21 protein-coding genes are annotated in these 24,051 nt (G+C 61.1%); 12 read left to right on the top strand and 9 right to left on the bottom strand.

The features are described from left to right. Positions 1-119 precede the first annotated feature (119 nt). Genes K9857_RS05715 through mfd form a run of 3 tightly spaced genes read right to left on the bottom strand, consistent with a single transcriptional unit; the run spans position 120 to position 6,851 of the window. Positions 120-2,813 (bottom strand): DEAD/DEAH box helicase, encoded by a 2,694-nt coding sequence (locus K9857_RS05715; protein WP_224533885.1) that lies wholly within the window; start codon positions 2,811-2,813, stop codon positions 120-122. An 11-nt stretch (positions 2,814-2,824) separates the two neighbouring features. Continuing rightward, positions 2,825-3,391, bottom strand: coding sequence for a CsiV family protein (locus tag K9857_RS05710; protein ID WP_224533884.1), 567 nt, complete (start codon positions 3,389-3,391; stop codon positions 2,825-2,827). 10 nt (positions 3,392-3,401) lie between these two features. Next, complete coding sequence (gene mfd, locus K9857_RS05705; protein WP_224533883.1) at positions 3,402-6,851, bottom strand: transcription-repair coupling factor; 3,450 nt, start codon at positions 6,849-6,851, stop codon at positions 3,402-3,404. Positions 6,852-6,962: 111 nt separating this feature from the next. On the opposite strand from mfd, the gene K9857_RS05700 reads away from it, so the two are divergent. The 4 genes from K9857_RS05700 to sthA all read left to right on the top strand — a co-directional run bounded on the left by K9857_RS05700 (position 6,963) and on the right by sthA (position 11,520). Continuing rightward, entirely contained in the window at positions 6,963-7,115 is a 153-nt protein-coding gene (locus K9857_RS05700; protein ID WP_224533882.1) for a hypothetical protein, read from the top strand. A gap of 98 nt (positions 7,116-7,213) precedes the next feature. Further along, positions 7,214-8,677 (top strand): glyceraldehyde-3-phosphate dehydrogenase, encoded by a 1,464-nt coding sequence (locus K9857_RS05695; RefSeq protein WP_224533881.1) that lies wholly within the window; start codon positions 7,214-7,216, stop codon positions 8,675-8,677. Positions 8,678-8,907: 230 nt separating this feature from the next. Continuing rightward, the gene (locus K9857_RS05690) at positions 8,908-9,918 is read left to right on the top strand and encodes an FAD:protein FMN transferase (protein WP_224533880.1); all 1,011 of its coding nucleotides are present in this window, start codon (positions 8,908-8,910) and stop codon (positions 9,916-9,918) included. A 207-nt stretch (positions 9,919-10,125) separates the two neighbouring features. Then, the gene (gene sthA / locus K9857_RS05685) at positions 10,126-11,520 is read left to right on the top strand and encodes a Si-specific NAD(P)(+) transhydrogenase (protein WP_020798487.1); all 1,395 of its coding nucleotides are present in this window, start codon (positions 10,126-10,128) and stop codon (positions 11,518-11,520) included. 42 nt (positions 11,521-11,562) lie between these two features. Here sthA and K9857_RS05680 read toward each other — a convergent pair whose 3' ends face one another. Together K9857_RS05680 and K9857_RS05675 are read right to left on the bottom strand one after the other, a co-directional pair. Next, positions 11,563-12,285, bottom strand: a complete 723-nt coding sequence (locus K9857_RS05680; protein ID WP_224533879.1) for a glycerophosphodiester phosphodiesterase — start codon at positions 12,283-12,285, stop codon at positions 11,563-11,565. Between the two features lie 14 nt (positions 12,286-12,299). After that, the gene (locus K9857_RS05675; RefSeq protein WP_224533878.1) at positions 12,300-12,881 is read right to left on the bottom strand and encodes a PilZ domain-containing protein; all 582 of its coding nucleotides are present in this window, start codon (positions 12,879-12,881) and stop codon (positions 12,300-12,302) included. Positions 12,882-12,975: 94 nt separating this feature from the next. On the opposite strand from K9857_RS05675, the gene K9857_RS05670 reads away from it, so the two are divergent. From K9857_RS05670 to K9857_RS05660, 3 genes are all read left to right on the top strand, one after another. Then, a complete protein-coding gene (locus K9857_RS05670; protein WP_224533877.1) occupies positions 12,976-14,226 on the top strand; it encodes a lipoprotein-releasing ABC transporter permease subunit in 1,251 nt (416 codons plus the stop codon). A 7-nt stretch (positions 14,227-14,233) separates the two neighbouring features. Continuing rightward, positions 14,234-14,917 carry a lipoprotein-releasing ABC transporter ATP-binding protein LolD gene (lolD, locus tag K9857_RS05665; protein WP_224533876.1) on the top strand — a complete coding sequence of 228 codons (684 nt, stop codon included), beginning with the start codon at positions 14,234-14,236 and terminating at the stop codon, positions 14,915-14,917. 67 nt (positions 14,918-14,984) lie between these two features. After that, positions 14,985-16,229, top strand: a complete 1,245-nt coding sequence (locus tag K9857_RS05660) for a lipoprotein-releasing ABC transporter permease subunit (protein WP_224533875.1) — start codon at positions 14,985-14,987, stop codon at positions 16,227-16,229. A gap of 100 nt (positions 16,230-16,329) precedes the next feature. Here K9857_RS05660 and K9857_RS05655 read toward each other — a convergent pair whose 3' ends face one another. Both K9857_RS05655 and K9857_RS05650 read right to left on the bottom strand, forming a co-directional pair. Next, complete coding sequence (locus tag K9857_RS05655) at positions 16,330-17,679, bottom strand: heavy metal sensor histidine kinase (protein WP_224533874.1); 1,350 nt, start codon at positions 17,677-17,679, stop codon at positions 16,330-16,332. Continuing rightward, complete coding sequence (locus K9857_RS05650; RefSeq protein ID WP_224533873.1) at positions 17,679-18,359, bottom strand: heavy metal response regulator transcription factor; 681 nt, start codon at positions 18,357-18,359, stop codon at positions 17,679-17,681. The genes K9857_RS05655 and K9857_RS05650 overlap by 1 nt, the downstream gene beginning before the upstream one ends. A gap of 173 nt (positions 18,360-18,532) precedes the next feature. Between K9857_RS05650 and K9857_RS05645 the strand changes: the two genes are divergently transcribed. Further along, positions 18,533-19,051 carry a plastocyanin/azurin family copper-binding protein gene (locus K9857_RS05645; RefSeq protein ID WP_411961547.1) on the top strand — a complete coding sequence of 173 codons (519 nt, stop codon included), beginning with the start codon at positions 18,533-18,535 and terminating at the stop codon, positions 19,049-19,051. 61 nt (positions 19,052-19,112) lie between these two features. After that, on the top strand, positions 19,113-19,943 hold the full coding sequence (gene queF, locus K9857_RS05640) for an NADPH-dependent 7-cyano-7-deazaguanine reductase QueF (protein WP_224533871.1): 831 nt from the start codon (positions 19,113-19,115) through the stop codon (positions 19,941-19,943). A gap of 163 nt (positions 19,944-20,106) precedes the next feature. On the opposite strand, the gene K9857_RS05635 is transcribed toward queF, so the two are convergent. Beyond that, positions 20,107-20,370, bottom strand: a complete 264-nt coding sequence (locus K9857_RS05635) for a DUF4404 family protein (RefSeq protein ID WP_175378007.1) — start codon at positions 20,368-20,370, stop codon at positions 20,107-20,109. Between the two features lie 108 nt (positions 20,371-20,478). After that, positions 20,479-21,099: an HAD family phosphatase gene (locus K9857_RS05630; RefSeq protein WP_224533870.1), complete on the bottom strand. Its 621-nt coding sequence runs from the start codon at positions 21,097-21,099 to the stop codon at positions 20,479-20,481. A 197-nt stretch (positions 21,100-21,296) separates the two neighbouring features. Here K9857_RS05630 and K9857_RS05625 point away from each other — a divergent pair, with 197 nt between their 5' ends. The 3 genes from K9857_RS05625 to rssC all read left to right on the top strand — a co-directional run bounded on the left by K9857_RS05625 (position 21,297) and on the right by rssC (position 24,026). After that, the gene (locus K9857_RS05625) at positions 21,297-21,986 is read left to right on the top strand and encodes a VacJ family lipoprotein (RefSeq protein WP_224533869.1); all 690 of its coding nucleotides are present in this window, start codon (positions 21,297-21,299) and stop codon (positions 21,984-21,986) included. A gap of 376 nt (positions 21,987-22,362) precedes the next feature. Continuing rightward, positions 22,363-23,547, top strand: a complete 1,185-nt coding sequence (rssB, locus tag K9857_RS05620; protein WP_224533868.1) for a two-component system response regulator RssB — start codon at positions 22,363-22,365, stop codon at positions 23,545-23,547. After that, on the top strand, positions 23,544-24,026 hold the full coding sequence (gene rssC / locus K9857_RS05615; RefSeq protein ID WP_110967230.1) for an anti-sigma factor antagonist RssC: 483 nt from the start codon (positions 23,544-23,546) through the stop codon (positions 24,024-24,026). The genes rssB and rssC overlap by 4 nt, the downstream gene beginning before the upstream one ends. Positions 24,027-24,051: the final 25 nt, after the last annotated feature.

Raw genomic sequence — 24,051 nt, 5'->3', positions numbered from 1 at the left:
TTCTTCGCGGGCAAGCCTCGCTCCTACAGGTTTGATGTGGATCACAAACATCATGATCGACACAAAACCTGTAGGAGCGAGGCTTGCCCGCGAAAGCAATCTATCGGGCCCCACAAGCCTCAGCGCTTTTCGAGCTTATCCGGCAACGGCGCAAACAGCGCCTCGATATCATCACTCTGCAGCTTCCAGTCTCCAGCCTGACGCCCATCCAGAACACCGGCCGCTAGGTCGGATTTTTCTTTTTGCAGTAGCTGAATCTTCTCTTCCACCGTGCCGCGGGCGATCAGCTTGTAGACGAACACAGGTTTTTCCTGGCCGATTCGATAGGCGCGGTCGGTGGCCTGGTGCTCGGTTGCCGGGTTCCACCACGGGTCGTAATGGATCACGGTGTCGGCTTCGGTCAGGTTCAAGCCAACACCGCCGGCCTTCAGGCTGATCAGAAAGATCTGACGCTTGCCGCTCTGGAAATCCTTCACCGGCGTACGACGGTCGCGGGTCTGCCCGGTCAGCAGGGCGTAGGCCACGCCCCGTTTGTTCAGCTCGTCCTCGATCAAGGACAGCATCGAGGTGAACTGTGAGAACAGCAGGATTCGCCGGCCTTCTTCAAACAACTCCTCAAGCATTTCCATCAGGCTGTCGAGCTTGCCCGAAGTGCTGCCGCGCGCGGGCAGGGCGGCATCGTTGACCAGGCGCAGGTCACAGCACACCTGGCGCAGTTTCAGCAGCGCCTCGAGGATGATGATCTGACTGCGGGCGACACCCTTGCGGGTGATTTCGTCGCGCACCTTCTTGTCCATCGCCAGGCGCATGGTTTCGTACACATCGCGCTGGGCTTCGTTGAGCTCGACCCAGTGAATGATTTCTGTTTTCGGCGGCAGTTCAGTGGCGACCTGTTCCTTGGTCCGACGCAACAGGAACGGTTTGATCCGACCGTTGAGGTGCTGAAGTCTGACTTCGCTGGTGCGCTTTTCAATCGGCACCCGGTAATCGCGATTGAAGCTCTTCACATCGCCAAGCCAGCCCGGTAGCAGGAAGTGAAACAGTGACCACAGCTCACCCAGGTGATTTTCCAGCGGCGTGCCACTCAGGCACAGGCGCTGGCGTGCATTGAGTTCGCGGGCGGCCTGCGCGGCCTTGCTGCCCGGGTTCTTGATGTACTGCGCTTCGTCCAGCACCAGCACGTGCAGCGGTTGCTTGGCCAGGGCTTCGACATCCTTGGGCAGCAGCGCGTAGGTGGTCAGGATCAGGTCGTAATCGGCAAGGTTGTCGAAATGCTTCTTGCGACTGGCACCGTACAGCGCCAGCACCTTGAGTTGCGGCGTGAAATGCGCGGCTTCGTCGAGCCAGTTGGGGATCAGGCTGGTGGGCATCACCACCATGCAGGGCCGGTCGAGGCGTCCGGCGTTCTTCTCGCTGAGCACATGGGCCAGGGTTTGCAGGGTTTTGCCCAGGCCCATGTCGTCGGCGAGGATCCCGCCGACCTCCAGCTGACGCAGCGACTGCATCCAGCTCAGGCCTTCCAGCTGATACGGGCGCAAGGTCGCGTTCAGGCCTTCCGGCACCGTGGCGGTGTAGTCCTTGATGTCCCGCAGGCGCTGGGCAAAGGTGCGAATCTGATCGCCGCCTTCCCAGAGCAGTGGCAGGTCTTCCAGCGAGTTCAGGCGCGTGGCGTCGGCCCGGCTCAGGCGCAGTGTGGTTTCGCCGGGCTCTTGCAGATAGAACTCGCCGAGGGTCGCCAGCACCGGTTTCAAGCGGCCGAAGGGCAGGGCGACCTGCAGGGGGCCGTGCTCGGAGTTCGGGCGATTGGGGATGTTCACCAGGATCAGCTCGTCATCGCGACGACGGGCCAGGCGCTCCGGGTTGAGGATCTCCGTGTGCGAGCGCATCAGGTTCAACAGGATCGGCAGCAAACTCAGGCGTTCGCCATTGACGATGATGCCCAGTTCCAGATCGAACCAGTCGCGCTCCGGCGCCTGCTCGACCGTGGCGTACCAGTCGTCCACCGCCGTCAGGTCGAAACCGAAGTCTTCGTTGATCTGCAGCTCCCAGCCTTGGGTGCGCAGCTTCGGCAGTTCGTTCAAGGTGAAGGTCAGCCAGGCGCTGTCGTTGACCATCTCGTACAGTTCGCCGGCGCTCTCAGGCAGAGCCTTGCTCTGCCGGGTGGCGATCCTGAAGCCGAGAATGCGTAGCTGTTCCCTGTAGGACTGTTCCACTTCCGGGTGACGTTTTATCCGCAGCGTCTGTGTCTCCTGACGAATCAGGATGTCGGAGTTTTTCTGCCCGGAGACGTATTCGTCCAGATAACTGAAGGACAGCGCCGCGCGGTGCTGGATGTAACGCTGCATCCGCCCGTTGCGCGGTTCGAAGGCGCTGAATTCGATGCTCGCCAGCCACAGGCGCGGCACCGGCTGCACGTTGTCCACCAGCACTTGTGGTGGCGCCTTCGGGCTGCGGTTTTCGAGGACGGCCTGCAGCTTTTCCAGCAGTTCGGCGTCCTTGGCGGCAGCCGGGTAATTGAGGGTTTCCTGCACTTGCAGCAAGACCGCCGCGCAATGTTTGCAGTTGCTGTGGACGGGGCAGGAGCAGGTGGCGTCGATCATCAGCAAAGTGCCTTTGGCCGACTCTCGCAGGCGAATGGTCTGACGGTAAACGTTACCGCCAGAGCCTTCGCACGCGGCGACGATGGTGGCGTCGCCGGCTTCGACGATCCGGACGCGGTTTTCCAGCGCGTAGCGTCGGCCGCGCTCCAGGCTCTGTTCCTTGAATCGGCTGACCCAGGAGGGTGCCAGGGGTTTGCTCAGGGTCGCGGACATAGGGGGCTCAATCAGTCCGGAATTTCTTCAGGAACTGGCCGAGGCGCAGGGGCGGTCAGCGAGGTGATCTTGATCAGCATGCCCAGATGGCCGGCGTCGAGGAAGTTCAGCTGCCCGTTCTTGGTGTGGCTGTCGGTCTTCAGGCGCTCGCTGGCAGTGACCAGGCCGTCGTTGTTGATCTGGTTGACCCAGAAATCGGCTTCGACGTCGGTGAAGCGGCCCTGTTTGATGCTCAATGTGCCCTCGATCGGGAATTGGCCGAATTGTTCCTTACCGTCGCTGATCGCCACCTTGCTGGCTTGCTCGCCAAGGTTCTGTTGCCAGGCCTTGTGCAGCAACACCGTGTATTCATTGCTGGCGGTGAGCTTTTCCACTTCGCCGTTCAGGCTCGGGGTGCGCAGGCTGTCGGGGTTGAGGCGTTGCGCGCCGGCATCCCAGTCTTCCGGCGCGGCGCGGCTGACGATCGCCGGCACGGCATTCTGCCGCACCAGAATCATTTCAACCTGATACAGATCATCGGCGAATGCCGAAGGAGCGGCCAATGCCATCAATACAGTCAACGAGCGAAACAGGCGCATGCGGCGTCCTTCAAGCAGTTTTCGGGATGAGGCGCTCGAACAGCGCCTCTAACGTATTAAAGCGCTCTTCCGGGCGCTCCATCGGAACCATGAACTTGAATATCGTGGCGCCTTCGAATTTGTAGCGTTTTGGCTGGCTCTGGATCAGTTTGATCAGTGTCAGCGGATCGACCGGCGTCTGCGCCGCGAACTCGACACGACCGCCCTGCGGGCCGCCGTCGACTTTCTTGATGCCCAGCACTTCGGCCTGCAATTTCAGGGCGGTGATGCGCATCAGATTCTTGGTCGGCTCCGGCAGCAGGCCGAATCGGTCGATCATCTCCACTTGCAGATCCTTGAGGCCTTCCTCGTCGGTGGCCGAAGCGATGCGCTTGTACAGAATCAGGCGGGCGTGCACGTCCGGCAAGTAGTCCTCGGGAATCAACGCCGGAACTCGCAGGTTGACTTCCGGACCGCCGCCCAGCGGCTGGTCGAGATTCGGTTGCTCGCCCTTGCGGATCGCCTTGACGGCGCGTTCGAGCATTTCCATGTACAGGGTGAAGCCGACGGCCTGGATCTGTCCGCTCTGGCCATCGCCAAGCAGCTCGCCGGCGCCGCGGATTTCCAGGTCGTTGGTCGCGAGCACGAAGCCTGCGCCGAGGTCCTGGGTGTTGGCGATCGCCTCCAGGCGCTTTTCCGCGTCCGGGGTGATTTGCTGGCGCGGCGGCGTCAGCAGGTAGGCGTAGGCCTGGTGGTGACTGCGTCCGACCCGGCCGCGCAACTGGTGCAGCTGAGCCAGGCCGAACTTGTCGGCGCGCTCGATGATGATGGTGTTGGCGCTCGGCACGTCGATGCCGGTCTCGATGATGGTCGAGGCTATCAGCACATTGAAGCGCTTGTGGTAGAAGTCGCTCATCACCTGTTCGAGTTCGCGCTCGCGCATCTGCCCGTGACCGATGCCGATCCGCGCTTCCGGCACCAGTTCGGCGAGGTCGGCGGCGCACTTCTCGATGGTTTTCACGTCGTTGTGCAGGTAGTAGACCTGGCCACCACGCAGCAATTCACGCAGCAGCGCTTCCTTGACCGTGCTCTTGTTCTGTTCCATCACGAAAGTACGCACGGACAGGCGACGGGCCGGCGGCGTGGCGATGATCGACAGGTCGCGCATGCCCGACACCGCCATGTTCAGCGTGCGCGGAATCGGCGTGGCGGTCAGGGTGAGGATGTCGACTTCGCTGCGCAGGGCCTTGAGCTGTTCTTTCTGACGCACACCGAAGCGGTGCTCTTCGTCGATGATCACCAGCCCCAGGTTTTTGATTTTCACATCGTCCTGCAGCAGCTTGTGGGTGCCGATGACGATGTCGATCTTGCCTTCGGCCAGATCGGCCACTGCGGCATTCACTTCCTTGGCTGACTTGAAGCGGCTCATCACTTCCACGGTCACCGGCCAGTCGGCGAAGCGGTCGCGGAAGCTGTTGTAGTGCTGCTGGGCGAGTAGGGTGGTGGGCACCAGAATCGCCACTTGCCGGCCGCCGTGGACGGCGATGAACGCCGCGCGCATCGCCACCTCGGTCTTGCCGAAGCCGACGTCGCCGCAGACCAGCCGGTCCATCGGTTTCGGCGCGAGCATGTCTTCGCGCACGGCTTCGATGGCGGTTTGCTGGTCGGGGGTTTCTTCGAACGGGAAGCCGGCGCTGAAGGTGGCGTAATCGGCTTTCGGGTCGGTGAAGGCATGACCTTCGCGGGCCGCGCGGCGGGCATAGATGTCCAGCAGTTCGGCGGCCACGTCGCGCACCTGTTCGGCGGCCTTGCGCTTGGCTTTCTGCCAGGTCTCGGAGCCCAGGCGATGCAACGGCGCCAGGGCGTCGTCGCTGCCGGTGTAACGCGCGATCAGGTGCAGGTTGGCCACCGGCACGTAGAGCTTGGCGCCCTCGGCGTATTCCAGCGCAAGAAATTCGGCGGTCTGATTGTCGATTTCCAGCGTCGCCAGGCCCAGGTAACGACCGACGCCGTGATCGATATGCACCACCGGCGCGTTTTCACGCAGCTCGGTGAGGTTCTTGATCACGGCGTCGTTGTTGGCGTCGGCGCGTTTTTCGCGGCGACGGCGCTGCATCACGCGCTGGCCGAACAACGGGCTCTCGGCGACCAACGCCAGGGCGGGATCGTCCAGCAGCAAACCTTCATCCAGCGGTGCGATGGTGATCGCCAGGCGATCCTTGCCGGTGACAAAGTCCGGCCAGCTGTCGACGGTCTTCGGTCGCAGCTTCAGGCGCTCGAGCAGTTCCAGCAGCACTTCGCGACGGCCCGCAGACTCGGCGGTGAACAGCACGCGTCCGGGAAACTGGTCGAGGAATTCCGACAGGGCCGCCAGCGGCTGGGTGGCCTTGGCTTCGATGGCCAGGTTCGGCAGTTCCCGTGCCGGGAAGCGTTCGCGGCCACCACCGGTTTCCACATCCTGCTGGCTGGCCACCACTCGCGGCCAGCTCTTGAGACGCGCAAAGCAGTCTTCCACCGGCAGGAACAACTCGGCGGGCGGCAATAAAGGACGGGACGGGTCGACGCGCCGTTCTTCGTAGCGGTTGCGCACGTCGTTCCAGAAGTTTTCCGCCGCCTGCTCGATGCCCGGCAACGAGAACACCTGGGTGTCCTGGGGCAGGTAATCGAACAGGGTCGAGGTTTCCTCGAAGAACAGCGGCAGGTAGTACTCGATGCCGGCGGGGGTAATCCCGCTGCTCAAGTCCTGGAAGATCGGGCAGCGTCGGAAGTCGACGTCGAAGCGCTCGCGGAACCGCGCCTTGAAGCGGGTCACGGCTTCTTTCTGCAGTGGGAATTCCTTGGCCGGCAGCAGCTTGACCGAATCGACCTTGTCGATGGAACGCTGGTTCTCCGGATCGAAGGTGCGCAGGGTTTCGATTTCGTCGTCGAACAGGTCGATGCGATAAGGCAGCTTGCTGCCCATCGGGAACAGGTCGATCAGCGAGCCGCGCACCGTGAATTCGCCGTGCTCGTACACGGTATCGACATAACGGTAACCGGTGGCTTCAAGCCGGGTGCGCATCTGCTCGACGTCGAGCTTCTGGCCGACATCCAGCACCAGGCTGCTGCCGAGCATGAACTTGGTCGGCGCCAGGCGGTGTAGGGCGGTGGTGATCGGCACCACCAGTACACCGTGGGACAATTCCGGCAGGCGATACAGGCTGGCAATGCGCTGGGAAATGATGTCCTGGTGCGGCGAGAACAGATCGTAGGGCAGGGTTTCCCAGTCGGGGAAATGCAGCACGGGCAAATCCGGGGCGAAGAAGCCCAGCTCCTGCTCCAGCCGTTCGGCACTCTGGCTATCGGCGGTCAGCAGCAGGGTAAAGCGCTTCGCAGCGCTGGCGGCCTCGGCGATGGCAAGGCTCAAGGAGGCACCGGGCAGGTTGCCCCAATGCTGTTTACCTGCCTCGGCAGGAAGATGCGGTAGACGCAGAACGGGCACGGAAGGTTGAGCTCCAAGCGTTGCGACAAAGTCGGTAATTGTAGCGGTCTGTGATGCCGGCTGTCAGTTGCTGATGTGTCTATTACGCGGCTGGGGCGAAATGTAGTGGTAATGACAAAATCGGGTGGTTTTTTGCTGAAAATCGTTGATTATGTAGTGGCAAAAACAACGGGTGTTACGGATGGTTACGGACAAGGCTGCGCTGTTCCCAAAAAATTGACGATGCTGAAAGGCCCGGTTTTACTGGGTTTCAGCGTGGCGTGATTTTTTTGAACGGAAAAATGTTACGGGCTGTACGACAAGCGCGCATTGCTACGCGTTGCACTCGGCGGCATAATGTAGCCCCTTTTTTCTGCCCCTACATGTGGAAGGTTCCCGTGACTCAGAAGCCCGACCAGTGTCTTGGTGAATGGATCGACCGTGAAGCACTCGCAGAAGCGATGATTCCGCTTATCGGTCAGCTCTACCGCAACAACAACGTGGTGAGCTCGATCTATGGCCGCAGCCTGATCAACCGTTCAGTCATCGCGATTCTCAAAGCTCACCGCTTTGCTCGTCACCGTCAGTCCGACGACACCGAACTGTCCGTCCACGAAACATTCCCGCTGCTCAAGGCGATGAGCGAGCTCAAGCTCGGCGCCGCTTCGGTAGACCTGGGCAAGCTGGCCTCCAAATTCAAGTCCGAAGGCAATGGCCGCACTGCCGAGCAGTTCGTCCGTGAAGAACTGGCCGACGTCGTTGGTCAGCAGAACGCCTCCGCTCGCAAAGGCACCGACGTTGTCCTTTACGGCTTCGGTCGTATCGGCCGTCTGCTGGCGCGCATCCTGATCGAGAAAACCGGTGGTGGCGACGGCCTGCGTCTGCGCGCCATCGTTGTCCGCAAGGGTTCCGAGAACGACCTGGTCAAGCGTGCCAGCCTGCTGCGCCGCGACTCGGTCCATGGTCCGTTCGATGGCACCATCACCATCGATGAAGCCAACAACACCATCACCGCCAACGGCAACCTGATCCAGGTGATCTACGCCAAGAGCCCGGCCGAAGTCGACTACACCCAGTACGGCATCGAAAACGCTCTGATCGTCGACAACACCGGTGTATGGCGTGACGCCGACGGCCTGGGCCAGCACCTGGCCTGCCCGGGCGCTGCCCGCGTGATCCTCACCGCACCTGGCAAGGGCGCGCTGAAGAACATCGTTCACGGCATCAACCATGGCGAAATCACCCCTGACGACAAGATCATCTCGGCCGCTTCCTGCACCACCAACGCCATCGTGCCGGTGCTCAAGGCAGTCAACGATCAATACGGCATCGTCAACGGTCACGTCGAAACCGTTCACTCGTTCACCAACGACCAGAACCTGATCGACAACTTCCACAAGGGCAGCCGTCGTGGCCGCGCCGCGCCGCTGAACATGGTTATCACCGAGACCGGTGCTGCCACCGCAGCCGCCAAGGCGTTGCCAGTGCTCAAGGGCAAGCTGACCGGCAACGCGATTCGCGTACCTACGCCGAACGTGTCGATGGCCATCCTGAACCTGAACCTGGAAAAGGCCACCACCCGCGACGAAATCAACGAGTACCTGCGCCAGATGGCCATGCACTCGGATCTGCACAAGCAGATCGACTACGTCAGCTCCCAGGAAGTGGTTTCCACCGACTTCGTTGGCTCGCGCCACGCTGGCGTCGTGGATGCCGAAGCAACCATCACCCAGGATAACCGCGTCGTTCTGTACGTCTGGTACGACAACGAATTCGGTTACAGCTGCCAGGTGGTTCGCGTGATGGAAGACATGGCTGGTGTGAACCCGCCGTCGTTCCCGCGCTAAGCTTCAGTTGCTGAATGAAAACGCCCCGACTTGTTCGGGGCGTTTTTGTTTGTGGAGTTCATGCATTCTAAAATGTGGGAGCGGCGGTGCGACGATTCGACTTGCTCGCGAATGCGGTGTGCCAGTCAACATCACTCCTGACTGACACACCGCTTTCGCGAGCAAGCCCGCTCCCACAGTTGTATTGCATAATGGCTGGCTTTGGTGGTGTGTCAGGAGGGGATTCGTTGATGGGGCGATGGGGTATTCTTCTGGTGCTTGCGGGCGCGTTGTCCGCCTGCGGCAACGACGACGCCATGGAAAGCTTCGGCGGCCCGACCATGGGCAGCACCTATTCGATCAAGTACGTGCGTCACGCCGGTCTGCCCAAACCCGCATTGGTTCAGTCCGAAGTGGAAAAGATCCTGGCCGATGTCGACCGCCAACTCTCGACCTATCGCAGCGACTCCGATATCGAACGCTTCAACCAGCTACCCGCCAACCGTTGTCAGCAGATGCCCGCATCAGTCCTCGAACTGATCCGCGTCGGCGAGCAGCTGTCGGTGCAGAGCGACGGCTCGTTTGATCTGACGGTGGAGCCGCTGCTCAATCTCTGGGGTTTCGGTCCCCAGGCTCGCGAAGAAAAAGTCCCCACAGCGCAGGCGCTGTCCGAAACCCGGCAGCGCGTCGGCCACGGTCATCTGCGCATCGAAGGCGATCAGCTGTGCAAGGACGCCGCCGTCGAAGTCGATTTCAACAGCATCGCCGCCGGCTACGCGGTGGACCTGATCGCGGCCAGGCTCGAAGCGCTGGGCATCCACAATTACCTGGCCGAAGCTACCGGCGAACTCAAGGCCGCAGGCAGAAAACTCGACGGCTCGCCGTGGCGTATTGCTTTGGAAGAACCACGCGACGATCAACAGGTCGCCGAGCGCATTGTCGCCATCGACGGCTTCGGGCTGTCCACCTCAGGCGATTACCGCAACTACTTCAAGCAGGACGGCCAGCGTTATTCCCATACCTTCGATGCCCGCACCGGTGCGCCGGTCTCGCACACCCTGGCGTCCGTCACGGTGATTCATCCTTCAGCGATGTTGGCCGATGGCCTGTCGACGCTGTTGCTGATTCTCGGCCCGGAGCGCGGTTGGGATTACGCGGAAAAACACGATATCGGCGCATTTTTTGTGATTCGTGCCGATACAGGATTCGTCACACGAACCAGTCACGCTTTCGAGCGCCTCGCCGGCGGCAAAACCGAGTGATTGCGGCGATTCGAGCATCGAAGGCTGGCGTTGTCGTGCAGGCAAAACTAGCCTACGACGCGACCAAGGGTTAATGTGCGCGGCGATGACGCTTCTATAGACTGTGTCCGGGTTCTGTATTGGCCCCAAATTGTTCCTTCACGCCACTGACTGGCGTGATTTAGCCGCAGGTGCCGATGGCGCCGCGGCCTGTTCTGAGGAGTACGCATGGCTGTCTACAACTACGACGTGGTGGTGCTGGGTTCCGGTCCGGCGGGAGAAGGCGCGGCAATGAACGCCGCCAAGGCAGGGCGCAAGGTGGCGATGGTCGATAGCCGTCGCCAGGTCGGCGGCAACTGCACCCACCTGGGTACCATCCCGTCCAAGGCCCTGCGTCACTCGGTCCGGCAGATCATGCAGTTCAACACCAACCCGATGTTCCGGGCCATTGGTGAGCCGCGCTGGTTCTCGTTCCCGGACGTGCTCAAAAGCGCCGAGAAAGTCATCTCCAAACAAGTCGCCTCGCGTACCGGCTACTACGCCCGTAACCGCGTCGACGTGTTCTTCGGGACCGGCAGCTTCGCCGACGAGCAAACCATCGAAGTGGTCTGCGCCAACGGCGTGGTCGAGAAACTGGTGGCCAAGCACATCATCATCGCCACCGGCTCGCGCCCGTATCGCCCGGCCGACATCGATTTCCACCACCCGCGTATCTACGATAGCGACACCATCCTCAGCCTGGGCCACACCCCGCGCAAACTGATCGTCTACGGCGCCGGTGTGATCGGTTGCGAATACGCCTCGATCTTCAGCGGTCTGGGGGTTCTGGTCGAGCTGGTGGACAACCGTGGTCAGTTGCTGAGCTTCCTCGACTCGGAAATTTCCCAGGCGCTGAGCTACCACTTCAGCAACAACAACATCACCGTTCGCCACAACGAAGAGTACGACCGCGTCGAAGGCGTGGACAACGGCGTGATCCTGCACCTCAAGTCCGGCAAGAAGATCAAGGCCGACGCCTTGCTCTGGTGTAACGGCCGTACCGGCAACACCGATCAGCTGGGTCTGGAAAACATCGGCGTGAAGGTCAACAGCCGTGGCCAGATCGAAGTCGACGAAAACTACCGTACCGGCATCCAGAACATTTACGGCGCGGGAGATGTGATCGGCTGGCCGAGCCTGGCCAGTGCCGCCCACGACCAGGGCCGTTCGGCCGCTGGCAGCATTGTCGACAACGGCAGCTGGCGTTTCGTGAATGACGTGCCGACCGGCATCTACACCATTCCGGAGATCAGCTCGATCGGCAAGAACGAGCAGGAACTGACCCAGGCGAAGGTGCCGTACGAAGTGGGCAAGGCCTTCTTCAAGAGCATGGCGCGCGCGCAGATCGCCGGCGAGCCGCAAGGCATGCTGAAGATCCTGTTCCACCGCGAAACTCTGGAAGTGCTGGGCGTGCACTGCTTCGGCTACCAGGCTTCGGAGATCGTGCACATCGGCCAGGCGATCATGAACCAGCCGGGCGAGCTCAACACCCTGAAGTATTTCGTCAACACGACGTTCAACTACCCGACCATGGCCGAAGCCTACCGGGTAGCGGCATACGACGGCCTCAACCGGCTTTTTTGAGCGGCTCCGGCCGGTGGCCTGAGCCGGCCGGGGAGACCGATTTCAGCAATTCTCGAGGGTGGCAGTGGCCAAACCGGGAAAGTCTGTAATCAGGCTGTCAACGCCGAAGTCGGCGAGTCTGCGCATCAGCGCAGGCTCGTTGACGGTCCACACCGACACATGCAGCCCCTGACGCTGCGCCTTCTGCAGGCGTTCCGGCGTACACAGGGTCCAGTTCAGCGCCAGAATCTCGCAGCCATAGCTTGCCGCGACCTTCAACGGGTCGAGCCAGGCGTATTCGGCTACCAGTCCGCGAGACACATCCGGCACCAGATCCAGTGCGGCTTTCAATACCTCCCGTGAACTCGAGGTGATGGTCACCTTGTCCAGCAGGCCGTGACGCTGCGCCATTTCACGAATCGCCAGCACAGTGGTCGCCGCGCGGGTGCGTGAAGCGCTCTTGACCTCCAGTTGCCAGTGCTCGAAATCGCATTTTTCGAACAGTTCTTCCAGCGTCGGAATCGGGCAGGGCTTGATCCAGCCCGGGCCGCCCTTGCGCGCGTCGTAGGTCTTGAGCTCCGCCGCAGTGTGCTCCACCACCTTGCCGCGTCGGTCGGTGGTGCGCTTGAGCGTCGGGTCGTGGATGACCATCAGCTCGCCATCCATGGACAGGTGCAGGTCCAGTTCGCAGCGGCGTACGCCGTGCTTGAGACATTCCTGAAAGCTGGTCAGGGTGTTTTCCGGTGCTTCGCCCTTGGCGCCGCGATGGCCGTAGATGAGGGTCACGGTTCTTCCTTAATTTAAATGCCTGAGTCGAGTTGTTCGCGGGCCAGACGTCGTTCCTGGGCCTGCTTTTGCAAGATGTGACGGGCGAGCAGTTGGCGCTGGGCGTCGGTCAGGTGTTCGAACTCGGTGCCGACGTCGTAGCTCTCGCCCTTGCGGTCGCAGTGGATGACGCGGGCGCGCAGCAACAGGCCAAGGGCCTGGGGCATCAGCACCAGCTTGACCGACAGGAGTGAGTCGGCTGCAATCGGGGTAGGGTGCCGGAACTCGAGGCCGCCTTCGGAAATGACCACCGGCTGCGGCTCGCCGATCTGGCCAAGCACGGTGATGGCGATCACCTGGCTGAGCAGATCGATGCGTTTGTTCTGGGATTTGAGAAAGGCAGCGAGATTGCGGTCGCGTTCGCTGATCTGGCGCAACAGATGTTGCGACTCGAATTCGCTCAGGTGCAATTCGCTGAGCAGATTGAAGAGTGGGGAAGCATCCTGCAACACTTCCTGGCCTGCGGCCTCGGCGGCGGACAGGGGCCGAATTTCCAGTGCGATCATGTCCTCGATACGGTAGTATTCGCGGCGATCTTCTTCATCTAATGTCGACATGGCGAACCCATGGTAGCGGCGGTGGTCTGAGTGTAAAGCTGGTTATCGACCCCCGCCACAAGGACGTTCCTTTTCCCTCCGAACAAGCCCCGACATGTTCAGACCTCTCTTCGTATTTATCGGCACGCGTTACACCCGTGCAAAGCGTCGCAATCACTTCGTGTCATTCATTTCCCTGACTTCGATGATCGGGCTCGCCCTGGGCGTGGTCGTGATGATCGTGGTGCTATCGGTGATGAACGGCTTCGATCATGAGATGCGTACCCGTGTGCTGGGCATGGTGCCCCACGCGACCATCGAGTCCGCCGAGCCGATCAGCGACTGGCAAGGCCTGGCCACCAAGGTCAAGCAGAACCCGCAGGTCACGGCCGTGGCGCCGTTTACGCAGATGCAGGGTTTGCTGACCAACAACGGCAAGGTTTCCAAGGTCCTGCTCAACGCCATCGACCCGGCGCTGGAGCGTCAGGTTTCGATCATCGATAACTTCATGCAGCAGGGCAAACTCGACGACCTCAAGCCCGGCGAGTTCGGTATCGTCATCGGCGACAAGGCGGCGGCCAAGCTCGGTGCGGCCATCGGCGACAAGCTGACCTTCGTCGCGCCGGAAGTCACCGTGACCCCGGCCGGGATGTTCCCGCGCATGAAGCGATTCACTGTGGTCGGCATCTTCCATGTCGGCGCCGGTGAAATCGACGGCTACCTGGGCATCACCAATCTTCAGGATCTGGCTCGCCTGCATCGCTGGAAGCCGGATCAGGTCCAGGGCATTCGCCTGAAGTTCGACGATCTGTTCCAGGCACCGCGCACCGCGTGGAACATCGCCCGTGAACTGGGCGAAGATCATTACTACGCCCGGGACTGGACCCGCACCCACGGCAACCTGTATCAGGCGATCCGCATGGAAAAAGCCATGATCGGCCTGCTGTTGCTGCTGATAGTCGCTGTCGCCGCGTTCAACATCATTTCCACGCTGGTGATGGTGGTCAATGACAAGAAGAGCGACATCGCGATCCTGCGTACCCTCGGCGCCACGCCTGGGACCATCATGCGCACGTTCATGGTCCAGGGTACGGTGATCGGCGTGGTCGGTACCGCCATCGGCGCGGTGCTCGGGATCTTCGCCGCGCTGAATGTCAGCGCCGCGATCTCGGCGCTCGAAGGCCTGATCGGTCACAAGTTCCTCAACGCCGATGTGTACTTCATCGATTACCTGCCGTCGCAGGTGCAGAGCCAGGACGTGATCATGGTCTGCTCCGCGGCGTTGGTCCTGAGTTTCCTCGCCACCCTGTATCCAGCCTGGCGTGCCGCGCGCACCCAGCCGGCGGAGGCGCTACGTTATGAGTGAGTCGCGCATGAGTGATAAAGCAATCCTGAGCTGCCGCAACCTGGGCAAGTCCTACGAGGAAGGCCCGGAGTCGGTGGAAGTGCTGGCCGGTCTGCAGCTGGAGCTGCACCCGGGCGAGCGCGTGGCGATCATCGGCAAGTCGGGCTCGGGCAAAAGTACCTTGCTCAACCTGCTCGGCGGCCTCGACACGCCAACCCAGGGCAGCGTCTGGCTCGACGGTGAAGAACTGTCGGCCCTGAGCGAGAAGAAGCGCGGCCTGCTGCGTAACCGTGCGCTGGGCTTCGTCTACCAGTTCCACCACTTGCTGCCCGAGTTCACCGCGCTGGAAAACGTCTGCATGCCGCTGCTGATCGGCAAGACCGCGATCCCGGAAGCGCGCCAGCGGGCCACCGCGTTGCTGGAGCGGGTAGGGCTGGGCCATCGCCTGGAGCACAAGCCGGCTGAGTTGTCCGGTGGCGAACGCCAGCGCGTGGCCATCGCCCGTGCGCTGGTGAACAAGCCTGGCCTGGTAATGCTCGACGAGCCGACCGGCAACCTCGATCTGCACACGGCCGAAGGCATTCAGGAGTTGATGCTGGAACTCAGCACCTCGATGCGCACGGCGTTCCTGGTCGTGACCCACGACATGAACCTGGCTCGCCAGATGGACCGCGTCCTGCATTTGCAGGAAGGTCGCCTGACGCCTATCTGACTGGTCGAAACCCGACGTGACTGAACAGTGCGTCGGGTCTTTTTGTTTTTATACGGTGCCCCAGCGAATGTTCAGACCGTTATCGATCTTTATCGGCACGCGCTATACCCGCGCCAAGCGCCGCAATCGCTTTGTCTCCTTTATCTCGATGACCTCGATGATCGGCCTCGCCCTGGGCGTGCTGGCGATGATCGTGGTGTTGTCGGTGATGAACGGCTTCCAGCGCGAAATGAGCTCGCGCATCCTCGGCATGGTGCCCCACGCGACCATCGTTGGAGTCAACCCGATTGACGATTGGCAACCGGTCGCGGCGGCCGCGATGAAAAATCCGGAAGTTACGGCGGCCGTACCGTTCACCGAAATGGAAGGCATGCTCTCCTACAAGGGCACGATGCAGCCGATCCAGGTCAGCGGCGTCGATCCGGCGCTGGAAGGTCAGGTGTCCATCGTTGCCAAGCACATCGTTCAGGGGCGTCTGGATGCCTTGAAGCCGGGTGAATTCGGTGTGGTGATCGGCGAGATCACCGCGCGCCGCTTCCGCCTGAACGTCGGCGACAAGATCACTCTGATCGTGCCGGAAGTCAGCACCGCGCCGGGCGGCATCACTCCGCGCATGCAGCGCTTGAATGTGGTCGGCGTGTTCAAGGTCGGTGCCGAGCTGGACGGTTCTATGGCGCTGATCCATGTCGCGGACGCCGCGCAGATGCAGCACTGGGAGCCGAATCAGGTGCAGAGCGTGCGCCTGGCGGTGAAGGACCTGTACGCGGCGCCTCAGGTCTCGAGCGCCATCGCCACGGGCCTGGGCGAGGCGTACAAGGCTGACGACTGGACCCACACCCAGGGCAGCCTGTTCAGCGCGATGAAAATGGAAAAGACCATGATCGGTCTGTTGTTGCTGCTGATCGTCGCTGTAGCGGCGTTCAACATCATCGCGACTCTGATCATGGTGGTGAACGACAAGGGCGCGGACATCGCGATCCTGCGCACCATCGGCGCCACACCACGGCAGATCATGGCGATCTTCATGGTTCAGGGCACGGTGATCGGGATCGTTGGCACGCTGATCGGCGGCATCCTCGGGGTGATTGCGGCGTTGAACGTCAGCGAGATGGTGGGTTGGGTCGAGCGGGTTACCGGCCAGCACATCTTCAGTTCCGATGTGTATTTCGTCAGCAACCTGCCTTCCGAGTTGCAGGGTGGGGATGTGGCGTTGATCTGCACGGCGGGGTTTGTGATGAGCTTTTTGGCCACGGTTTATCCGGCGTGGCGGGCGGCGAAGGTTGAGCCTGCGCATGCGTTGCGGTATTCGTAATCTCTGAAATCGCCTTCGCGGGCAAGCCTCGCTCCTACAGCACTCACGCAAAACACTGTAGGAGCGAGGCTTGCCCGCGAAAGGGCCGGTGTTGCTTGCCTCAATCCCCCCTTGGCAACTCGATCACAAACCTGGTCCACCCATCCCCTGATTCACACCCAATCTGCCCCCCATGCGCCCGCACAATGGACTGGGTAATCGCCAACCCCAACCCCGCATGCTCACTGCTGCCCTCATGACGCGCCGGATCCGCCCGGTAGAAGCGATCAAACAAACGCGGCAGCAACTCCCCGGAAATCCCCTCGCCACTGTTCGCCACCGTCAGACGCAAACCCTCGGTCCGATCATCGATACGTATCCAAATCTCCCCATCCGCCGGAGTAAAGCGCAACGCGTTATCCAGCAAATTCGAAAGCGCTCGACGCAACATCCCCCGATCACCCTCGATGCGCGCGCTGCCCTCGCGGCCCAGCGTCACCCGCGCGTCCTCGGCCAAAGGCGCAAAGAACTCCAGCAACACATCCACTTCCTCCGCCAGGTCCAGCGTTTCACGCTTGGGCGCGAGCAAGCCGTGATCGGCTTTCGCCAGATACAGCATGTCGTTGACCAGTTGCGCCATCCATTGCAGTTCTTCCAGGTTGCTGTGCAGCGCTTCGCGATAGTCTTCGATGGGGCGCGGGCGGGTGAGGGTGACCTGGGTGTGGGTCAGCAGGTTCGACAGCGGTGTGCGCAGTTCATGGGCAATGTCCGCGGAGAACGCCGACAGCCGCTGGAAGGAATCGTCAAGGCGTCCGAGCATGGCGTTGAAGTGGCGAGCCATTTCCGCCACTTCCGGCGGCATGTTTTCTTCGGGCAGGCGGGCGTTGAGCGATTGTGCCGACACTCCCTTGGCGACGGCGCTGATGCGCCGCAGCGGACGCAAGCCGCTGCGCGCTGCCCAGGCACCGAGTAGCGCGGTGGCCAGGGCCGACAGGCCGACCGTCAGCCAGATCAAGCGCTGCATGCGCTGCAGGAAATGCTGGTGGTGGGTGATGTCCAGCAGCAGGGTCAATTGCGGCGAATCGGCCTTCTCGGGAAACAGCGGCGCATTGAGCACTCGGTAGTCGGTGCCTGCGCTGTTGATCGTCGACAATCCGGCAGTTTGCGGCAGCATCGAAGGCAAGTTCGCCGAGCTGTCATACCAACGCTTGCCGTCGCTGCCACTGATGCGCAGCGACAGCTCGGCCTGGCGGCTCATTTCATCGTTCAGCCTGACTTCACTGTCGCTCGATTGAAGGTCGTGCAACGCCCGGCGCAGGCCGATCAACTGGCCCTCGAGCAATTGCTGGTCAAGTTCGATGAAGTGCGCCTCGCTGGCGCGGCTGAACAGCACCCCGGCGAACAGCGACACCACGGCCGTGCATGCGGCGAACAGCAGGGCCAGGCGGCTGCTTAACGAAAGCCGCGGCATCAGGCGCTGCGCTCTTCGAGCACATAACCCATGCCGCGCACGGTGTGGATCAGTTTGTTGGGGAAGTCATCGTCGATTTTCAGGCGCAAACGGCGGATCGCCACTTCGATGACGTTGGTGTCGCTGTCAAAATTCATGTCCCAGACCTGGGAGGCGATCAGCGATTTGGGCAGCACTTCGCCCTGGCGGCGCAGGAGCATCTCCAGCAGGGCGAATTCCTTGGCGGTCAGGTCGATGCGTTGGCCGCTGCGCTCCACGCGGCGGCGGATCAGGTCCAGGCGCAGGTCGGCCAGTTGCAGGCTGGTTTCCTGGGGCATCGCGCTGCCACGACGCAACAGGCTGCGCACCCGGGCCAATAGTTCGGAGAAGGCGAAGGGCTTGACCAGGTAATCGTCGGCGCCCAGTTCCAGGCCATGAACCCGGTCTTCCACGGCATCCCGTGCGGTCAGGAACAGCACCGGCGTATCCAGGCCCGCGCCGCGCACCGCTTGCAGAATCTGCCAGCCGTCGCGACCCGGCAGCATCACGTCGAGAATCAACAACGCATAATCGCCGCTCAACGCCAATTGCTGGCCGGTACTACCGTCGGCCACAAGCTCAGTATTGAAACCGGCTTCGGCCAGGCCCTGACGCAGGTAGTGGCCGGTTTTCGGTTGGTCTTCGACGATCAGCAGTTTCATGGGCGACTCGGGCTAAATGGAACGAATGCGTTATACCGTGGCTGGCGACGGTGCAGGCCAACCTGACAAAGTTGTAATCTGCCTGTCAGGTTACGGGCAGCGCCGACAGTTTAGAGTTTTCCACAGGCTGAACCTTATCGAGTTGGAGTACGACCATGTTTTTGCGTAAATCCATGCTGCTGGCGACCTGTGTACTGGCCTTGAGTTCGCAGGTTTGGGCCGCGCCCGGCCATAGCTACGACTTCGGCCAGCCAGCGCCGGCGGCTAAGGCGACCCGCAGTGTCGAAGTGGTGATGGGCGATATGTCGTTCACCCCCAAGGCCATCGAGGTCAAGGCCGGGGAGACCGTGCGTTTTGTGCTGGTGAACAAGGGCCAGTTGCTGCACGAGTTCAACCTTGGCGACGCGGCGATGCACGCCAGCCACCAGCAGGAAATGCTCAAGATGCAGCAAAGCGGGATGCTGACGCCGACGGGGATCAAGGACATGGATCACGGCTCCATGGCGGGCATGGATCACGCAGCGATGGGGCACGGCATGAAGCACGACGATCCCAACAGCGTGCTGGTGGAGCCGGGCAAAACGGCCGAACTGACCTGGACCTTCAGCAAGGCCACCAACCTGGAATTTGCCTGCAACATCCCCGGCCATTACCAGGCGGGCATGGTCGGCAAACTGACAGTCAGTCAGTAAGCACTCAAAGGCGGAAGCAAAGGCTGATAGAATCCGCTGATTCTTCAGTCAGGTTTCCGCCATGCATCCCGCAGCCGAACACTCGCCGCTGGGCAAATCCAGCGAATACATCGCCACTTACACGCCGTCCCTGCTGTTCCCGATCCCGCGTACCGCCAAGTGGGCCGAACTGGGCCTGACGGCTGACACGCTGCCGTATAAGGGCGTGGATTTCTGGAACTGCTTCGAACTGTCCTGGCTGCTGCCATCGGGCAAGCCGGTGGTGGCGATCGGCGAGTTCAGCATTCCGGCCGATTCGCCGAACATCATCGAATCCAAGTCGTTCAAGCTGTACCTCAACTCTCTGAACCAGACGCCATTTGCCGACACCGCGACCCTTGAGGCGACGCTGGTCAAGGATCTGTCGGCCGGTGCCGGCAAACCGGTCGGTGTGCGCGTGCGCAGTCTGAAGGACGTCGAGGCCGAGGGCGTCGTGGCCTTGCCGGGCGTGTGCGTCGATGATCTGGATATCAGCGTGAGCAACTATGAGCATCCGCGTCCGGAGCTGCTGCGTTGCGATTCATCGCGGGTTGTCGAGGAGAGCGTGCACAGCCATTTGCTCAAGTCCAACTGCCCGGTGACCAGCCAGCCGGACTGGGGCAGCGTGGTGGTGGAGTACCGCGGTTCGGCGCTCGATCACGCCAGCCTGCTGGAGTACATCGTCAGCTTCCGCCAGCATTCGGATTTCCATGAGCAGTGCGTGGAGCGGATCTTCCTCGATCTGCAGCGCTTGCTGAAGCCGGAGAAATTGACGGTGTATGCGCGCTATGTGCGCCGCGGCGGGCTGGATATCAACCCGTATCGCAGTACGGAAGAAGTGCAGTTGCCGAACCATCGCCTGGTTCGTCAATGAAGATCCAATGTGGGAGCGGGCTTGCTCGCGAAGACGGCGGCACATCCAACAAAAATGTCGGCTGAACGACCGCATTCGCGAGCAAGCCCGCTCCCACAAGGGGTTGCATTTCAAGCAAAAAAAGCCCCGCCATCGTCAGCGGGGCTTTTTATGTCCCATGAAGTCAGATACCCATATTGCCCAACGCCTGGGCGATGTTGCGCAGGGTGCCGGCGAGTGTCGGGTGTTCGAGTTCGAAGCGCTCGACGGCGAGGTTGACGCCATCGGCGAGGCTGGTGTCGTGGGTCTGGTTTTCGAGCTCGATCTTGAGTTCGATCTGTTGCATCAGTTCGTGCAGATTCTCGCGCTCGGCTTCGGACAGCGGAGGATTCTGTTCCAGTTGCTCGCGCAGGGCATTGAGCTGTTCTTGCAGTTCGCGGGCGGGCATGGCGTCGTTCCTTTTCTCTATAGGCACTGGCATAGACCGTGGCGGCACGCCAAAGATCTATGGCTTTCCTAAGATTAATCCACTCCCGGGCAACCTGCATGATCTCGATCAGGGCTTTTCGCCCTTGAGCCGACGCAGGCTGATGTCCGCCAGGCAAGTGTCGAGCTCGCCCAGGTGATCGATTACCGAATGCACGCCAAGGCCGAACAGCTGCATGGTGGCCTTGCCGCGCTTGATATCCCGGTCCTGGGGCGGCAACGCCTGCCATTGCTCGGGCGAGAGCCCGCACAGCGAGCCGCAGGACGCCAGTCCAATGGTCCACAGTCCGGCGTTCAATCCCGATTGCAGCAAACGCGGTTCGCCGCTGACCAGCACGCAACCATCCAGTCGTTCAACGTTCAATGCCATCAGCGCCTGCCAGCAGGCATTCGGTGCCGGCCAAGGTTGAATTGTTGCGCCGTGTTGCGAAGATTTGATCCAGTCCGGCAACGTCGCGGCCAGGGACTGGCTGAGAGCAGGGGACAATTCATCGAGCCAGGCGCAGGGGATTTGCTGGCGCTGCAGGCTGAGCAGGCTGTCGAGGGCGCCGGGCGTGGCTTCGCTGTGTTCGGCAGAGTGGCTGCCGTATTTGTGCGTGTGTGCGCCAAAATCCACCAGACATCCACTGAGCCCGAACAGTACGGCGGTCAGGTTGGGTGCGTTTTGCGGCAAGACATCGGCGTGTGGCATGTGAGCGTCCCTGAAATAGCAGGAAGACTAGAGCGCGGCGGTGACAGTTGGGTGACATTGATGTGAATCGCTCACATTTGCTTTCAATCGTTGCCGGCAGGCTTGGTGCAATATGCCTGTCAGGTGTTTCCGACTTATACTTGCCAGCTTGTTGCCGGGCCAGGCGCCCGTGCCGGTACAACCCCAAGGAGTTTTTTATGCGCTGGACCCATCCTCTAGCCTCTTTCTGTGTGTGCGCCAGCGCCATGCTGGTTCCGTTCGTTGCCCAGGCAGCCTCGGAAGACGACCCTTGGGAAAGCGTCAACCGCCCGATCTTCGAATTCAACGACGTCATCGACACCTACGCACTCAAGCCTCTGGCGCAGGGCTATCAGTTCGTGACGCCGCAGTTCCTCGAGGACGGGATCCACAACATGTTCCGCAACGTCGGCGATGTGACCAACCTGGCCAACAACATCCTCCAGGCCAAGCCAGCGGCGGCCGGCGTCGACACTGCACGTCTGATCTTCAACACCACGTTCGGTCTGCTGGGCTTCTTCGACGTCGGCACCAAGATGGGCCTGCAACGCAGCGACGAAGATTTCGGCCAGACCCTCGGTTACTGGGGCGTTGGCAGCGGCCCGTATGTAGTGCTGCCGCTGTTGGGTCCAAGCACCCTGCGTGATGCGCCTTCGAAATACGTCGACAGCTACACCGGCCCTTACCGCTACATCAACGATGTGCCGGTGCGTAACTCGATCTTTGGCCTGAATGTCGTCGATACCCGCGCCAGCCTGCTGTCTTCCGAGAAGCTGATCACGGGCGACAAGTACATCTTCATTCGCAACGCGTACCTGCAGAACCGCGAATTCAAGGTGAAGGACGGCCAGGTCGAAGACGACTTCTGATTCGATCGCTGGACCTGTAGGAGCCGAGCTTGCTCGCGATGGTCGTCAACGATAACGCTGGCTGCTTGAATGCCCGCGGTGGCCGAACCTCCATCGCGAGCAAGCTCGCTCCTACAATTAAGTTACGGTTGGAAGGGTTCTTATAACTCCCGGTGATTTCAACCGCGCACACCGTAAAGCGACCATCGGTGTGTGCTTGAAACGCCTCGCGGATGGGAGTACCGTCTGCGCCTTAGAAGGGCACCTCTGGTGTACCGGCTTTAGGGCAAACGCTCGAAAACGGTGCGGCAGAGAGGCTAGAAAGCGAATCCAGTAGCGTGAAACGGGTCAACGTCCGTGCCGCTACGCCAACCTAATTCTGGCGCCGTTTGCCCACATGCCAAAAACCAGTGCCACGCTGCTGATAATCGATGATGACGAAGTAGTGCGCGCGAGCCTCGCGGCCTATTTGGAAGACAGTGGTTTCAGCGTCTTGCAGGCCAGCAATGGTCAGCAGGGTCTTCAGGTATTCGAGCAAGACAAGCCCGACTTGGTCATCTGCGATCTGCGCATGCCGCAGATGGGTGGACTCGAACTCATTCGCCAGGTTACCGAACTGTCGCCGCAGACTCCGGTGATCGTGGTGTCGGGTGCCGGCGTGATGAACGACGCGGTCGAGGCGCTTCGCCTGGGCGCGGCGGACTACCTGATCAAACCTCTCGAAGATCTGGCCGTGCTCGAGCACTCCGTGCGCCGGGCCCTGGATCGCGCGCGCCTGCTGGTGGAAAACCAGCGCTACCGCGAGAAGCTGGAAAAGGCCAACCGCGAGCTCGCCGCCAGCCTGAACCTGCTCCAGGAAGACCAGAACGCCGGTCGCCAGGTGCAGATGAACATGCTGCCGGGCAGCCCCTGGGCGATCAACGATTTCAAGTTTGCGCACCAGATCATCCCGTCGCTGTACCTGTCGGGTGATTTTGTCGACTATTTTCGGGTCGACGAGCGCCGGGTAGCGTTCTACCTGGCGGACGTATCCGGGCATGGCGCCTCTTCAGCCTTCGTCACCGTGCTGCTGAAGTTCATGACCACGCGCCTGCTGTTCGAGTCCAAGCGCAGCGGCACCTTGCCGGAATTCAAGCCTTCAGAGGTTCTTGGTCATATCAACCGGGGCCTGATCAGTTGTAAGCTGGGTAAACACGTCACAATGGTCGGTGGAGTCATCGACGAGGAGACAGGTTTGTTGACCTATAGCATCGGCGGTCATTTGCCGTTGCCTGTGTTGTACACACCCGACAGTGTGCGTTATCTGGAAGGGCGTGGCTTGCCGGTGGGCCTCTTCAATGAAGCCACCTATGAAGACCACGTACTGGAGCTGCCAGAGACGTTCAGCCTGACGCTGATGTCTGATGGCATTCTGGACCTTTTGCCAGAACCCACACTCAAAGAGAAAGAAGCTGCGTTGCCCCAACGGGTCAAGGCAGCGGGCGGCAGCCTGGATGGCCTGCGGCAGGTTTTTGGATTGGCCACGCTAGGGGAGATGCCGGATGATATCGCCCTGTTGGTGTTGAGCAGGAATCTTCAATGAGTACCGGTAGAATCCAGTTCGCCGAGCAGGACGGCACCTTCGTCCTGAAGTTCGTCGGTGAAGTTCGCCTGACCCTGTGTTCGGCGTTGGATGCGACTATTGAGAAAATCTTCACCGCGATGAATTTCAACGCGATCGTGATCGATTTGACCGAAACCCGCAGCATCGACAGCACGACCCTCGGCCTTCTGGCCAAGTTGTCGATCCTGTCGAGGCAGAAAGTCGGCCTGCTGCCGACCGTCGTCACCACCCACGAAGACATCACGCGACTGTTGCAGTCCATGGGCTTCGAGCAGGTGTTCAACATCGTCAACAAGCCGATTCCGTGCCCGGAATGCCTGGACGACCTGCCGGATCAGGACCAGTCCGAAGAGGTAGTGCGGATCAAGGTGCTCGAAGCGCACAAGATCCTCATGGGGCTGAACGATTCCAATCGGGAAGCGTTTCATGACCTGGTGAATGCGCTGGAGCGGCATTAAAGCTTCGCGGGCAAGCCTCGCTCCT

The sequence above is a fragment of the Pseudomonas sp. REP124 genome, from assembly GCF_020164475.1.
Taxonomy (GTDB): Bacteria; Pseudomonadota; Gammaproteobacteria; order Pseudomonadales; family Pseudomonadaceae; genus Aquipseudomonas.
Note: the sequence above shows the minus strand (reverse complement) of the source record. Positions and strands in the feature narration are given on the sequence as shown.

Excerpts from the sequence above, each read along its gene's own strand:
- K9857_RS05715 (WP_224533885.1), bottom strand. The coding sequence starts at position 2,813 with ATGTCCGCGACCCTGAGCAAACCCCTGGCACCCTCCTGGGTCAGCCGA.
- K9857_RS05710 (WP_224533884.1), bottom strand. The coding sequence starts at position 3,391 with ATGCGCCTGTTTCGCTCGTTGACTGTATTGATGGCATTGGCCGCTCCT.
- K9857_RS05700 (WP_224533882.1), top strand. The coding sequence starts at position 6,963 with ATGACAAAATCGGGTGGTTTTTTGCTGAAAATCGTTGATTATGTAGTG.
- K9857_RS05695 (WP_224533881.1), top strand. The coding sequence starts at position 7,214 with ATGTGGAAGGTTCCCGTGACTCAGAAGCCCGACCAGTGTCTTGGTGAA.
- K9857_RS05690 (WP_224533880.1), top strand. The coding sequence starts at position 8,908 with ATGGGGCGATGGGGTATTCTTCTGGTGCTTGCGGGCGCGTTGTCCGCC.
- sthA (WP_020798487.1), top strand. The coding sequence starts at position 10,126 with ATGGCTGTCTACAACTACGACGTGGTGGTGCTGGGTTCCGGTCCGGCG.
- K9857_RS05675 (WP_224533878.1), bottom strand. The coding sequence starts at position 12,881 with ATGTCGACATTAGATGAAGAAGATCGCCGCGAATACTACCGTATCGAG.
- K9857_RS05670 (WP_224533877.1), top strand. The coding sequence starts at position 12,976 with ATGTTCAGACCTCTCTTCGTATTTATCGGCACGCGTTACACCCGTGCA.
- lolD (WP_224533876.1), top strand. The coding sequence starts at position 14,234 with ATGAGTGATAAAGCAATCCTGAGCTGCCGCAACCTGGGCAAGTCCTAC.
- K9857_RS05660 (WP_224533875.1), top strand. The coding sequence starts at position 14,985 with ATGTTCAGACCGTTATCGATCTTTATCGGCACGCGCTATACCCGCGCC.
- K9857_RS05655 (WP_224533874.1), bottom strand. The coding sequence starts at position 17,679 with ATGCCGCGGCTTTCGTTAAGCAGCCGCCTGGCCCTGCTGTTCGCCGCA.
- K9857_RS05650 (WP_224533873.1), bottom strand. The coding sequence starts at position 18,359 with ATGAAACTGCTGATCGTCGAAGACCAACCGAAAACCGGCCACTACCTG.
- K9857_RS05645 (WP_411961547.1), top strand. The coding sequence starts at position 18,533 with ATGCTGCTGGCGACCTGTGTACTGGCCTTGAGTTCGCAGGTTTGGGCC.
- queF (WP_224533871.1), top strand. The coding sequence starts at position 19,113 with ATGCATCCCGCAGCCGAACACTCGCCGCTGGGCAAATCCAGCGAATAC.
- K9857_RS05635 (WP_175378007.1), bottom strand. The coding sequence starts at position 20,370 with ATGCCCGCCCGCGAACTGCAAGAACAGCTCAATGCCCTGCGCGAGCAA.
- K9857_RS05630 (WP_224533870.1), bottom strand. The coding sequence starts at position 21,099 with ATGCCACACGCCGATGTCTTGCCGCAAAACGCACCCAACCTGACCGCC.
- K9857_RS05625 (WP_224533869.1), top strand. The coding sequence starts at position 21,297 with ATGCGCTGGACCCATCCTCTAGCCTCTTTCTGTGTGTGCGCCAGCGCC.
- rssB (WP_224533868.1), top strand. The coding sequence starts at position 22,363 with ATGCCAAAAACCAGTGCCACGCTGCTGATAATCGATGATGACGAAGTA.
- rssC (WP_110967230.1), top strand. The coding sequence starts at position 23,544 with ATGAGTACCGGTAGAATCCAGTTCGCCGAGCAGGACGGCACCTTCGTC.